This is a genomic window from Variovorax sp. ISS6 (genome assembly GCF_056523145.1).
Genome location: NZ_JAWRZC010000001.1, coordinates 1,279,561 through 1,291,944, shown reverse-complemented (window position 1 = coordinate 1,291,944; position 12,384 = coordinate 1,279,561). Strand labels below are relative to the sequence as shown.

At 70.2% G+C, this 12,384-nt stretch carries 15 protein-coding genes; 1 reads left to right on the top strand and 14 read right to left on the bottom strand.

Annotated elements, in window-relative coordinates; all coding sequences use genetic code 11:
- Positions 1–8: 8 nt before the first annotated feature.
- From AC1HIL_RS05945 to AC1HIL_RS05885, 13 genes are all read right to left on the bottom strand, one after another.
- Positions 9–716 (bottom strand): phytanoyl-CoA dioxygenase family protein, encoded by a 708-nt coding sequence (locus tag AC1HIL_RS05945; protein ID WP_479671367.1) that lies wholly within the window; start codon positions 714–716, stop codon positions 9–11.
- Positions 717–766: 50 nt separating this feature from the next.
- Positions 767–1,807 (bottom strand): MerR family transcriptional regulator, encoded by a 1,041-nt coding sequence (locus tag AC1HIL_RS05940; RefSeq protein ID WP_479671366.1) that lies wholly within the window; start codon positions 1,805–1,807, stop codon positions 767–769.
- An 82-nt stretch (positions 1,808–1,889) separates the two neighbouring features.
- Entirely contained in the window at positions 1,890–2,999 is a 1,110-nt protein-coding gene (locus AC1HIL_RS05935; RefSeq protein ID WP_093355170.1) for a YeeE/YedE family protein, read from the bottom strand.
- Positions 3,000–3,049: 50 nt separating this feature from the next.
- Positions 3,050–4,777 carry a thiosulfohydrolase SoxB gene (soxB, locus tag AC1HIL_RS05930; RefSeq protein WP_057593574.1) on the bottom strand — a complete coding sequence of 576 codons (1,728 nt, stop codon included), beginning with the start codon at positions 4,775–4,777 and terminating at the stop codon, positions 3,050–3,052.
- Between the two features lie 22 nt (positions 4,778–4,799).
- Positions 4,800–5,465 carry a sulfur oxidation c-type cytochrome SoxX gene (soxX, locus tag AC1HIL_RS05925; protein ID WP_057593575.1) on the bottom strand — a complete coding sequence of 222 codons (666 nt, stop codon included), beginning with the start codon at positions 5,463–5,465 and terminating at the stop codon, positions 4,800–4,802.
- An 11-nt stretch (positions 5,466–5,476) separates the two neighbouring features.
- Positions 5,477–6,280: a sulfur oxidation c-type cytochrome SoxA gene (soxA, locus tag AC1HIL_RS05920; protein WP_057593576.1), complete on the bottom strand. Its 804-nt coding sequence runs from the start codon at positions 6,278–6,280 to the stop codon at positions 5,477–5,479.
- Between the two features lie 9 nt (positions 6,281–6,289).
- Complete coding sequence (gene soxZ, locus AC1HIL_RS05915; RefSeq protein ID WP_172705585.1) at positions 6,290–6,601, bottom strand: thiosulfate oxidation carrier complex protein SoxZ; 312 nt, start codon at positions 6,599–6,601, stop codon at positions 6,290–6,292.
- 48 nt (positions 6,602–6,649) lie between these two features.
- Positions 6,650–7,105 (bottom strand): thiosulfate oxidation carrier protein SoxY, encoded by a 456-nt coding sequence (gene soxY / locus AC1HIL_RS05910; RefSeq protein ID WP_057593578.1) that lies wholly within the window; start codon positions 7,103–7,105, stop codon positions 6,650–6,652.
- Positions 7,106–7,154: 49 nt separating this feature from the next.
- Positions 7,155–8,213, bottom strand: a complete 1,059-nt coding sequence (locus tag AC1HIL_RS05905) for a c-type cytochrome (RefSeq protein WP_479671365.1) — start codon at positions 8,211–8,213, stop codon at positions 7,155–7,157.
- Positions 8,197–9,540: a sulfite dehydrogenase gene (gene soxC, locus AC1HIL_RS05900; RefSeq protein ID WP_057593580.1), complete on the bottom strand. Its 1,344-nt coding sequence runs from the start codon at positions 9,538–9,540 to the stop codon at positions 8,197–8,199. The genes AC1HIL_RS05905 and soxC overlap by 17 nt, the downstream gene beginning before the upstream one ends.
- A gap of 19 nt (positions 9,541–9,559) precedes the next feature.
- Positions 9,560–9,862 carry a c-type cytochrome gene (locus AC1HIL_RS05895; RefSeq protein ID WP_409976580.1) on the bottom strand — a complete coding sequence of 101 codons (303 nt, stop codon included), beginning with the start codon at positions 9,860–9,862 and terminating at the stop codon, positions 9,560–9,562.
- A gap of 164 nt (positions 9,863–10,026) precedes the next feature.
- Complete coding sequence (locus tag AC1HIL_RS05890; protein ID WP_479671364.1) at positions 10,027–10,497, bottom strand: thioredoxin domain-containing protein; 471 nt, start codon at positions 10,495–10,497, stop codon at positions 10,027–10,029.
- Positions 10,494–11,447: an MBL fold metallo-hydrolase gene (locus AC1HIL_RS05885; protein ID WP_479671363.1), complete on the bottom strand. Its 954-nt coding sequence runs from the start codon at positions 11,445–11,447 to the stop codon at positions 10,494–10,496. The genes AC1HIL_RS05890 and AC1HIL_RS05885 overlap by 4 nt, the downstream gene beginning before the upstream one ends.
- A 124-nt stretch (positions 11,448–11,571) precedes the next feature.
- Between AC1HIL_RS05885 and AC1HIL_RS05880 the strand changes: the two genes are divergently transcribed.
- Positions 11,572–11,988, top strand: coding sequence for a DsrE family protein (locus tag AC1HIL_RS05880; protein WP_479671362.1), 417 nt, complete (start codon positions 11,572–11,574; stop codon positions 11,986–11,988).
- A gap of 22 nt (positions 11,989–12,010) precedes the next feature.
- On the opposite strand, the gene AC1HIL_RS05875 is transcribed toward AC1HIL_RS05880, so the two are convergent.
- The gene (locus AC1HIL_RS05875) at positions 12,011–12,337 is read right to left on the bottom strand and encodes an ArsR/SmtB family transcription factor (protein WP_093355146.1); all 327 of its coding nucleotides are present in this window, start codon (positions 12,335–12,337) and stop codon (positions 12,011–12,013) included.
- Positions 12,338–12,384 lie beyond the last annotated feature (47 nt).

The window sequence follows — 12,384 nt, the reverse complement described above, 5'->3', positions numbered from 1 at the left end:
GCGGCGCGTCAGGTGCCGAAGATGCAGCGCGTGGTCGCCATCATCCGCGGCTGCCTCGTCGCGTTGACCGAGGGCGTGTGCAGCACGCGCATGTCCATCAGGAACACGTCGCCGGCGCGGCCGCACATCTCGACGATGGCCAGGCCCTGCTCGCCCAGGCGGCGCTCCAGGTCCGTCGGGTCCTTGAGCAGCTCGCGCAGCGCGGGTTGCGAATCCGAGGCCGGCCGACGCGTGTCGATGCGGTGCGAGCCCGCGAGCGCGAGCGTGGCGCCGCCATGCGGTGCCACGTCGTCGATCAGGAAGAAGGCCTGCACGCCGGGCAGCGGATCCTGCGGCCGCGCCGCGAGGTCCACATGCCAGTTCAGGGCCTGCAGGGTCCAGTCGCCTTGCCCTGGCGGCGACAACAGCAGCTGCGTGCCCTGGGGGCCCGCCGCGGGCGGCGACGCGAGGCCGCCGAGCTCGGCGACGAGATCGAGCAGCGCCGGCGTGACCAGGGCTTCATGCAGGCCGGGCACGTTGACGAGCGCGGAGAGCTTGCCGATCTGCTGGAACAGCGGCAGGCGCCGCACCGCGCCCATCCCGCCCTTGGCGCCAGCCATGCGCTTGAGCTCGTCGCGCAGCTTCTCGCGCAGCGGGGCCACGCGGGACTTCGGGTGGAAGCCTTCGAGGTGGAGACAGCCGTGGGTCTTGAAACGATCGATCTGCGTGGGGCTCATGGAAGCATCGGGAGCAACTGCCGCCAGTGGAACACGCTGGCGGCCCGGCGTCAGCCGGCGGGATCCGACACCGTCGGCCGCCACGCGATCACGCCCTGCGTGCGCACGCGCACCTCGGGTGTCGCGAGGCAGGTGGCGACGGCCTCGTAGCCGGGTGCGCCTTCGAACGGCGCGACATAGGTCGGCGGACTGTGGTTGGCCGGGCACAGCAGGATCGACTCGAGCGCGCCGACCGCCGCGAGATCGAGGAAGGCGCTGGAGCGCGTGAGCAGGAACAGCGGCCGCGCCCCGGCGCCGCGGCGGCGCAGATGGGCGATCAGCGCTTCCTGGGTCGCGTGGTCGAGGCCCTGCTCCACCATGTCGACGACGATGGCGGCGGGGCCTTCGGCCTCGAGGCCGGCCAGCAGCGCGACCAGGGCTTCGGATCCGGTGGCACCGTCCTCCACGAGCCAGGCCAGCGCGGCATCGACGCGCGCGCGCAGGCCGGCGTCCTCGCGCAACCGCGTGGCGGTGGCATCGCCCTCGGCGCGGTCCAGCGGCAGGAGGACAGCGCCCGGAAAACGCTCGGCGATGCGCAGCGCGAGCCGCGTCTTGCCGCTGCCCAGCGGGCCGACGATGTGGTTGATGGGCCGGATGTCGTTCAGCGCGAAGCGTTCGCCGCCCCAGGGCCAGGGCAGCTCGAATTCGAGCGCGGGTCGGGTGTCGGGCTGCAGCAGGCGCGCGAGTTCGCCGGGCGCGGGCAGGCGTCCGCGCGCGAGTTCGTCGCGCAGGCCGCGCACTCTGTCCAGCGTGGCGTCGAGCTCTCGCGCCTTGGCTTCGAGCGCCGCCTGATGCGCCGCCAGCGCCGGTGCCAGCCCTTGCGCGTCGCCCTGGAGCACGCGCGCCACCTGCGCGAGGCTCAAGCCCAGCGCGCGCAGCGCGACGATCTCGGCGGCACGCGCCATCTCGGCGGGCCCGTAGGAACGCCAGCCCGCGGCCGTGCGCGCCGGCACCAGCAGGCCGCGCTGCTCGTACAGCCGCAGGGCCTTGGCGGACACGCCGAGCCGGCGCGCGGCCTCGGACGGGTTCAGGAAACGGGACGAAGGGTTCACGGAATCACCTCGGTTTTGCTGCGATGCCGTCTTTATCGAGGTGGCCGCAGGGGCCGGGTCAAGCATGGCGCGCCCCACGCACTCAAAGATCGCGCTGCAGCTGCCAGGCCTGGTACTTGAGGCTCGCCACCGCGCCCGCGACGATGCCGACGATCGCGGGCAGGCTCGCGAGACTCAGCGTGGAGAGCGCGCTCAGGCCCTGGCCGATGGTGCAGCCCATGGCGGTGACGCCGCCGATGCCCATCAGCACGGCGCCGCCCAGGTGGTGCGCGAGGTCGCCGCTGCCGGCGAAGCCCTCCCAGCGGAACTCGCGCGTCCACAGCGCCTGCGCGGCGGCACCCACGATCACGCCGGCCACCGAGGCGATGCCCAGGGTCAGCAGCTTGTTGGCGTCGCTGTAGAACATCAGCCAGTCGAGCGCATAGGCCACGGGCGTGACGAAGCTCAGCGCCTCGGCGCGGCCGGAGTTGGTGGCGAGGAACACGTGTTCGAGCGTGAGCGGATGCTCCTCGACCACGGCCCAGTGGCCGCTGAGCCACCAGGCGGCCACCACCAGCGCGCCGATGGCGAGCCCGCCCGCGAGGCTGCGCGCATCGCGCCGGCCCCAGGCGGCCCACGCGATCAGCGCGCCGCCCGCGACCAGGCCGATCGCGAGCCGCAGCGGCGCGGCCTGCATGCGCAGCGCGCCGGCCAGCACCTCGGGCAGCGAGGCATTGACGGCCAGCTCCAGGTGCACCGCGTCGACGGTGGCCACGCGCAGCACGGCGGTGATGCCCTTGAGCGTGGCGAAGGCCGCGATGCCCATCACCAGCAGCACGACCAGCGCCTTGAGGCTGCCGCCGCCGACGCGCACCAGCGTCTTGTTGCCGCAGCCCGAGGCCAGCACCATGCCGAAGCCGAACAGCAGGCCGCCCACCAGCGCCGAGAGCCAGAGGATGCGGTTCGATGCATAGAGCGTGCGGTCGGCATCGACCCAGCCCGCGAACACCAGCGCCGAGAAGCCGATCAGCGCGACGCCGCCGGCCGCGGCCCATTGCCGCACGCGCGTCCAGTCGCCGAGGTTGACCACGTCGCTGATCGCGCCCATGGTGCAGAAGCGCGTGGCGCGCGCCACGGCGCCGAACACGGCCGAGAGCGCGAAGGCGGCCGCGAGCGCGAACGAGGTGAGGAGGGAGACCTGTTCGACAGACATGCGGCGATTCTAGGGAGCGCGGCGTGCGGCCACGCTCCCACCCGCGGCCCTCAGGCCAGCCCCGGATTGGGCGCGACGTTCTTCAGCACCGGCGCCTCGGGCGCGCGCGCGGCCACCACCTTGCGCGACTTCAGCCAGGGCTCGATCACCTCCCACACCGGCTTGTTGCCGGCGCTGCGCGCCTCCTCGCTCACCGGCGCCCATCCCGCCACCTTGTAGGTGCGGCCGGCCTCGATGGGCTTGCCGTCCAGGCGCATGTCCTGGATGCGCTGGCCCATCGCGGCCGTCGGGTCGCAGGCGTACTGCAGGCCGCCCACGCGCACCATGTCGCCGCCCTGCTGGTAGTAGGGGTCGGGGTTGAACAGGTTGTCGCAGACGTCCTCGAGCACGGTCTTGAGCATCTCGCCGCTCATCGGCGTGACGGTGGCGTACGAGTAGGTGGTGGCGGTCATGTCCATCAGCCATTCGCGCGTGATGGGCTGGCCCGGCAGCAGCGAGGTGCCCCAGCGGAAGCCCGGCGAGAAGGCGATCGGCGCGTCCTGCACCTCCATCAGCGCGTCGAGCAGCAGCTGGTCGCCGGTGCCGTTGAAGTTGCCGCGCCGGTACAGCGTGCCGTCGGTGTGGGCCAGCGTCTCCGACAGCTTGGCTTCGTAGGGCGCGCGGATGCGCGCGATCAGCGCGTCCATCTCGCGGTCGGCCGGGATCAGGTCGGAGAACACCGGCAGCAGGCGATAGCGGAAGTCGCTGACCTTCTTGCCCTTGACCTCGAAATCGAGCACGCCGAGGAACTTGCCGTTGGAGCCGCCGTTGACCACGATGGTCTGGCCGCCGGCATTGCTCACCAGCGTGGGCATGGGCGTGCCGTCGTGCGTGTGGCCGCCGAGGATGGCATCGACGCCGCGCACGCGGCTGGCCATCTTGAGATCCACGTCCATGCCGTTGTGCGAGAGCACGACCACCACCTGCGCGCCCTTGGCACGCGCCTCGTCCACCACGCGCTGCAGGTTGTCGTCCTGGATGCCGAAGGTCCAGTCGGCCACCATGTAGCGCGGGTTGGCGATCGGCGTGTAGGGAAAGGCCTGGCCCACGATGGCGCAGGGCACGCCGTTGATCTCGCGCATGACGTAGGGCTTGAAGACCGGGTCGCCGAAGTCGGCGGTCTTGACGTTCTGCGCGACGAACTCGACGCGGCCCGCAAAGTCCTTCTCGATGATCTCCTTCACGCGCTCCATGCCGTAGGTGAACTCCCAGTGCCCGGTCATCACGTCGACGCCGAGCAGCTTGCAGGCATCGACCATGTCCTGCGCCTGGGTCCACAGCGAGGTGGCCGAGCCCTGCCAGGTGTCGCCGCCGTCGAGCAGCAGCGCGCCGGGCCGGCTGGCCTTGAGCTGCTTGACCAGGGTAGCGAGGTGCGCGAAGCCGCCGACCTTGCCGTAGCGCTGCGCCGCGCGGTCGAAGTCGAGGTGCGTGAGCGCATGCGCCACGCGCGTGCCCGGTGCCACGCCCGCGGCCTTGAGCAGCTGCTCGCCGACCAGGTGCGGCACCTTGCCGCGCATGCTGCCCAGGCCGATGTTCACGCTGGGCTCGCGGAAGTACAGCGGCTTGAGCTGCGCATGGCAGTCGGTCATGTGCAGCAGCGACACGTTGCCGAAGCGCGGCAGCGCGTACATCGCATCGACGGCACCGGCCGCGCCGGCGCCGTCGTGGCGCCCCAGGCCCAGGCCGGCCACGCTGCCGGCACCCAGCAGTTGCAGGAACTCGCGCTTGGAAAGGTTCATGGAAGCGGCGGGCCCTCTGCGTCTATCGGTTGACCGGCGACTTCGGATCGAGCAGCAGCCCCATCACGTCGCGGATCTGCGCTTCGTCGAGGATGCCCGAGTGGCCGACGCGCGGCATGTTCGAGCAGGCGTTGTAGGCGCGCGCGTTCCAGAGCTTGCCCCAGGTGTACTCGACGATCGGCTTCGAGGCCGCGGCCGCCGGGTCGCTCACGCCGCGCAGCTTGCCGTACTGGTAGAGGCTGGGACCGAGGGTGCCGAAGGAGATCTCCTCCTTCGACATCTGGTGGCAGTTGTAGCAGTTGCCGCCGTTGGCCGGCCCCTTGGCGGAGGCAGCCGCGTCGGTCCAGGTCAGGCCGCGTCCGTTCTGCGCGATCTTCTCGCCCTCGCGCCAGTCGCCGACGAACCTGCCGTCGGCGGGCCAGCGGATGGTCTTCATGTTGGCCGCCTCGATCTCCTTGGCGGTCTTCTCGTCGAGCGGCTTGCCGCTGGCGTCGGCCTCGCTGCAGGCGCGGTTGGCCGGGTCCTGCACGAGGCGGTCGACCTTGGCGATGCCCTGGTCGCGGAACGAGCTCTTCAGGGCCTCGGCGGTGTAGCGGTCGATGTCGGCGGCGCTGTCGGCGCTCGCGCAGCCGAACAGGGCCAGCGCGCAGGCGGCCGCGACGGCGCCCAGGATGTGGTCGGCATTCATGTCGCGTTCCTTCAGCGCTTGATGGCCGGGGCCGTGGTCTTCACGCCCTTGCCGTTGACGCCCATGTACACGGCCAGCGCGATGGTCGCGTCGCTGGCATAGCCCGGGTAGGGAAAGCGCTGCTGGCGAAAGCAGTCGTTGAGCCGCCGCTGCATGCCCCAGAGCTCGCCCGAGGACACGCGGTAGGCCGGCCAGGCACCGAAGCCGTCGCCGGCGCCGGGGCTCTTCGTGAGGTTCGGCAGGTCCTGCAGCCGGATGCGCTTGTCGTCGGCGCCATGGCAGGTGGCGCAGGCGAAGTCGTGCGGTCCGGCGCGCAGGAAGAACAGGCGCTTGCCCACCTCGTAGGCGCGGCGCTCGCTCGCATGCGACTGCGGCAGGTTCAGCGCCATGCCCTTCGACTCGGCCGAGATCCAGGCCACCAGCGCCTCGAGGTTCTTCTGCTCGCCGCTGCCGAACGGCGTCTTCGCGATCTCGGCGGCATCGAAGCCCTGCAGGGTCTGCATGCAGGTCAGCAGGCGCGACTCCATGTCCTGCACGCGGCCGGTGTCGGCGAAGTGGCGCGGCAGCTCGGCGAACGCGCCCTTGACCACGCCCGGGCCCTTGCCGAGGTCGCACTTCTCGAGCGAGGCACCCTTGGGCCCGCGCTTCTGCTTCCAGAGGTCTTCGCCCTTGGCCTCGAACAGCTCGGCCGGGTTGCCGTCCTGCAGCAGCGCGCGGTACTCGGCGATGCCTTCGGCGGTGGTCTTCTGCGCGGCGGCGTGCAGCGACAGGCTGCCCGCCAGCAGCAGCAGGCACGGGAGTGGGATCTTGCGCATGGCGGCCGCCTAGCTGACGGTGGCTTCGTCGGTGCGGGTGTCGCCGCGGTTGTCCTTCCAGGTCACCGAGATCTTGTCGCCCGCCTTCGCGCCCTTGAGCGTGAACTGCATGAACGGGTTCTTCGAGACCGCGGGGCCCCAGTCGGCCGTGAGCACGGTCTTGCCGTTGAGCGAGGCCGTGACCTCCTGGATGAACCAGGCCGGGATGGTCTTGCCGGCGGCGTCCTTGCGCTGGCCGGTTTCCATCTCGTGCGCCATCAGGATGCGGACGGTCGTCTTGTCGCCCGCGGCCTGGGCGCGGATGCGCATGGGATCTGCCATGGTGGGTCTCCTTCTCTCGTTGTTTCTTCGTGGGGGTCGGCGCGCGCGTCAGCCGCCGCAGCCGCCCAGCGTGACCTTGACTTCCTTCTTCGCGAACAGCGCCTTGCCGTCGTTCATGACGGCGATCGCGTACACGTCGGAGGACTGGCCCAGCTTGGCGCGCGTGGTGAAGTTCGGCTCGACGAACTCCGAGGTGTTGAAGATCGCGACCACCGCGTTCGGGTTCTTCTCGACCAGCAGCATCAGCTGCTTCACGCCGGCCAGCGAGGTCGCGACACTGAGCGGCACCACGGCGCCGTTCTCGGCGATGTCGGGGCCGGTGATCGTGACCTCCTTGCTCTCGGTGGGCGTGCCCGCGCCCACGGCCTTGAGCGCGTCGGCCACGCTCTTGGCCTCGAAGGCTTCCTTGGTGTAGGCCAGCGCGCTGGCCGGCAGCCAGGCGCCGGTGGCGGCGAGGCCCGCGAGCGCGGCGGACTGCTGGAGGATCTGTCTGCGGTTCTTCATGGCTTGTCTCCTGTCGAATCGATGGTGGGCCGGGTGCGTGGCTGCCGCGTCATGGCCCGGCGCTTTCGGCGAGCCAGCGCGCGATGGCCCTGGCATCGTCGTCGCCGATGGTCTGCGGCGGCATCGGGATCGCACCCCATACGCCGCTGCCGCCGCTCTTGATCTTCTCGAGCAGGTGGTCGACCTGACCCGGGTATTTCTTCGCGATGTCGGAGAAGGCGGGGCCGACGAGCTTCTGCGTCATGCCGTGGCAGGCAACGCAGCTGTTCTTCTCGAGCACGGCCAGCGGGGCCTTGGAGGCCGGTGCCGCCGCGGCGGGGGCACCGGCCTTCGCGGCCGGCGCGGTGTCGATGCCGCGCTGCGGGCCCACCAGCCGGTTCTGCTCGGCGAGGTTGCCGTGGCTGCCGCGCGCATGCGGCGGCAGCTGCGACACGGTCTGCGTGGCCGGCACGCAGTCGCGCATGCAGGCGACCGCCGCCACGTCGGGTTTCGCCGCGCGGCCGAACTCGTTGCCGGGCCACATCGCGTGCGCGGTGGTGGTGCCGTCGCGGTTCGGCATGCGCGCCTGCACCTCGCGGATGTTGCGGTCCGACAGCGTGAAGTCGTCGGGCACGATGCCGCCGAGGTTCAGCATGTAGGCGGTGACGGCGAACACGTCGTCGGGCGTCAGCGACTTGGGCTGGTTCCAGGGCATGGCGCGGTAGACGTAGTCCCAGACGGTCGAGAGGCTCGCCACCTTCATCAGCGTGGTGCGGCCCGGAAAGGCCGGGTCCTTGAGCCGCGCGACGTGGCCGGTCTTGATGTCCTCGGCCGTGGTGCCGCCGATGATGGGGCTGAACACCTGGTTCGATTCGCCGAACACGCCATGGCACGAGGCGCACTTGCTCTCCCACAGGTCCTGGCCGCGCGCGACCGAGCCCGAGCCCTTGGGCAGGCCCTTGAAGTCGGGGCGCACGTCGATGTCCCAGGCCGCCACTTCCTTCGGCGTGGCGTCGCGCCCGATGCCCGGGTAGGCGGCCTTCGGCTGCGCCCAGGTGGCGATGCAGACGCCGCAGCCCGCGAGCGCCAGCAGCGCGCGCAGCACGATGCGGCTAGCCGAGCTGGACATTCGCCACCTCCCCGCTCGCCTGCACCTGCCAGGACTGGATCGCGTTGTTGTGATAGATCGAGCGCGTGCCGCGCACCGCGCGCAGCTGGCGGTAGCCGGGCTGCACGTAGCCGGTGTCGTCCATCGCACGACTCTGGATGATGGCCGGCGAGCCGTCCCACACCCAGTCGATGTTGAAGCGCGTGAGGCACTTCGAGAGCACCGGCGACTCGAGCCGCGCGCTGCGCCAGTTGCGCCCGCCGTCCACGCTGACGTCGACGCGCTTCACCTTGCCGCGCCCCGACCAGGCGAGGCCGGTGATGTTGTAGAAGCCCTTGTCCAGCAGCATCTGCCCGCCCGAGGGCGTGGTCACCACGCTCTTGCATTCCTGCACGCTGGTGTACTGGCGGTGCTGGCCGTCGGGCATCAGGTCGACGTAGTGCACCGTCTCGTCCTTGGTGCCGTAGGGCATGTCGCCGAGCTCGATGCGGCGCAGGTACTTGACCCAGCTCACGCCCTGCACGCCCGGCACCACCAGGCGCAGCGGGTAGCCCTGCTCGGGCCGCAGCATCTCGCCGTTCTGGCCGTAGGCCACCAGCACCTCGCCCGAGCGCACCAGGCTCATCGGGATGGTGCGCGTCATCGAGGAGCCGTCGGCGCCCTCGGCCAATACGAAGCGCTCGCCCTTGAGGTCGGCGCCGGCCATCTCGAGCAGCGTGATCAACGGCACGCCCGTGAACTCGCTGCACGAGAGCATGCCGTGCGTGTACTGCGCGGTGGGCACGGCGACGTTGCCCCATTCCATGCCGGTGTTGGCGCCGCATTCGATGAAGTGGAAGCGCGACACCGAGGGCAGCCGCATCAGCTCGTCGAGCGTGAAAACCTTGGCGGCCTTCACGAGGCCGTTGATCATCAGGCGGTGCTTCGAAGGATCGATGTCCCACCAGCCCTGGTGATGGCGCTCGAAGTGCAGGCCGCTGGGCGTGACGATGCCGAACAGCGACTGCAGCGGCGCGAACGAGACCGAGGCCTGCGCGGTCGGCGTGAGGCCGGGGCTCTGGCGGCGCTGCACGTTGGCCTCGTACTTCGAGGGCTTGCCGTAGCCGTCGGTGACCACGGGCTGGCCGAGGCCGGTGCTGTGCGCTGGCAGCTGGAGGATCGCCGGATCGCCATCGGCCTGCGCGAGCGCCGCCGTTGCCGCGCCGCCCGCGACGGCGGCCGCGAAGGCGCCGCGGATGAAATCGCGCCGGCCCTTGCGCGCTTCCGAGAACACGGTGCGCACGCCCTGCGCGTCGACGAAGTTCTCGGGCGCCTTGCGCACCTGGCCGGGCTGCTGGATGTTGCTCATCGCAGGCCTTCGCAACTGCCTACTTGGCGCCGCCCAGCACCCAGGCGGCCAGCGACTTCGCATCGGCCTCGCTCAGCGCGGGCTGGCCCGGCATCGGCACCGGCCCCCACTTGCCGCTGCTGCCCTTCTGGATGCTCGCGGTGAGCACGGCCAGCGCATCGGACTGGCCCGCGTACTTCTTCGCGACGTCCTGGTAGGCCGGACCCACGAGCTTCTTGTCGGTCGCGTGGCAGGCGAGGCAGGCGTTCTTCTGGGCCAGCTCCTTGCTCGCATGCGCCTGGGCGCAGATCAGCAATGCGGCGGCGACCGCGAGCGACGGCAACAACTTCAATTTCGTCTCCTCGAAACTCGCATCGAAGCTGCCAGTTTCATCGTTAAATAAGTAAATCGTTATGTATTGATTTTAGGAGTCCGCGCGTCGATGGGAAGGGCTTCGTGCCTGGGGGAAACCCGCTCGGCACGCTCATGCATAACGCTAGCTCGCGATCACGCGCGCACGGCTGTACGGGCCTGGTTCAGCCGCTGCTCGAGGTAGGCACCGTAGAAATCCGAGGCCCCGCCCGCGAGCCGCTCGGCGACCTCGCGCGCGCCGCGGCCGAAGAACAGCAGCGTGGGCGCGACCGCGATGCCCCAGGCCGCGAGCAGGGCCTCGTGCGTGCGCGGCGCGCCGTCGAAGTCGCGCACGATGCGGCGGTCGCGCAGGTCGATCTGCACCACGGGCAGGCCCGTCGCCAGCTCGGGCATCAGGTAGTGCTCGCGCACGATGCGGCAGAAGGGACAGCCGCGCAGGCTGGCCATCACAACCAAAGGCTGCGAACGCGCGAGCGCATTGGCGAGCGCATCGGCCAGAGAGTCGGGCGCGGGCAGCGCCGACTCGGCGGCATTCGCCACGGGCCAGGCGCACGACAGCGCGATGCCAGCGAGGGCGCCGCGCCGCGTGGGGCCGCGCGCGTTCATCGCGTCTCCTGCTCCATCAACAGGTAGGTGTTGTAGGCGTTCATGCGGTTCGCGGCCTTGAACAGCGGCATGGCTTCATAGCGCGACCAGTCGGTGGCCGCATAGGCTTCCTCGAAGGGCGTCATGTCGGCCGCGGCCTTGCGCATGGCCTCGCGCAGGAACACGAGGTAGTCGCGCGTGAGCTGCAGGTCCTGCTTCGGATCGGAGGAGGCCGGCCCGTGGCCCGGCACGATGGTGCGCGCATCGAGCGCGAGCAGCGCATCGAGCGCCGCGATCCAGTGGCGGCTGTCGGCCGTGCCCACGTAGGGAATGCGGTTGCGGAACACCACGTCGCCCGAGAACAGCACCTGCTGTTGCGGCAGGTAGATCGCGAGGTCCTCGGGCGTGTGGGCCGGGCCCGCGGGCTGGATCACGAAGCGCGTGCCGCCGATGGTCATCTCGGTGCGGCCCTCGAGCCAGACATCGGCCGGCACCAGCCGCGTGCTGTCGTCGATCCATGGCGCGAGGTCCTTGCGCGAGGCCTCGAGGCGCAGCCGCGCCGCGTCGGAGTACAGGTAGGTCCTGGCCAGCGCATGGGCGATCACCTGCGCGCCCAGCGCCTTGAACACCTGCAGGCCGTAGATGTGGTCGGCGTGGTAGTGCGTGAGGATCACGTGGCTGATCGGCTTGGGCGTGATGCGTCGGATCTCCCGCACCAGCCGCTCGGCCGCGGCCGGCGAACCGAGCGCATCGATCAGCACCACGCTGTCGCGCGTGACGAAGAAGCCCGCGTTCGAGATGAAGTTCTGGTTCTCGGCCGAGCCCAGTGCCGGCACGCCCTGCACGTAGTAGACATCGGGTGCGACGGCGCGCGGCGCGATGTCGGGCGCGGCACCCGCGCTCGCCACGAAGAGGCCGAAGGCCAGCGGCCACAGCGTGCGAAGAAGCGCGCGAAGAAGGAGCGGGAACATCGTGGCGTCTCTCTTTTTTTCATCGTCGCGCGATGCATCGCCGCGCGACCCCGGACTTGCCCGGCTGTAAATATAAGTAGAAGATGATATTTTGAGGTCCACAACAACAACCGAGGGTTTCCCCATGAGACAGGCATTCATCGCGTTCCTTCTGGCCATCGCGGCGTCGTTCGCCGGCGCGCAGCAGGCGGTCAAGGCGGTCTATCACGTCAACACCGGCGTCGAGACCAGCGCGGCCATCCTCGCCAACATCACGAACCACCTCAACGCCGACCCGAAGGCGAAGATCGTGGTGGTGACGCACGGCCCCGGCATCGACTTCCTGCTGAGCGACGCGAAGGACAGCAAGGGCCGCGAGTTCAGCGGCCCGGTGAGCGCCCTGGCCGCGCGCGGCGTGGTGTTCGACGTCTGCAACAACACGCTGAGCACGCGCAACATCGACGCGGGCCGGCTGCTGATGGAAGCGAAGGTGGTGCCCTCGGGCGTGGCCGAGGTGGCGCGGCTGCAGGCGCAGGAAGGCTACGTCTACCTGAAGCCCTGAGGGCGGCGGCCCGCCACGGGCCTCAGGCCTGCTCGATGGCGATCTGCACGCAGATGCTGCGGCACAGCGCCACCACGGTCTCGTTCGCGATGCTGTAGTAGATGCTCACGCCTTCGCGGCGCCGCGCGAGCACGCCCGCCTGGTAGAGGGTGTTGAGGTGCTGCGACATGTTGGGCTGCGTGGTGTCGATCTCGGCCAGCAGCTCGCTCACGTTCTTCTCGCCGTTGCACAGCAGGCTGACGATCTTCAGCCGCATGGGCGCGGCCATGGCCCGGAACAGCTCGGCAGCGATGTCGAAGACCTCGTCCTCGGTGACGGCCGCGGGCTTTTTTCGGGACTTGGTGGCCATGCTGAAAGATTTTTGAGCAGGCCGCAATGTACATCGGCCCCCGGCCC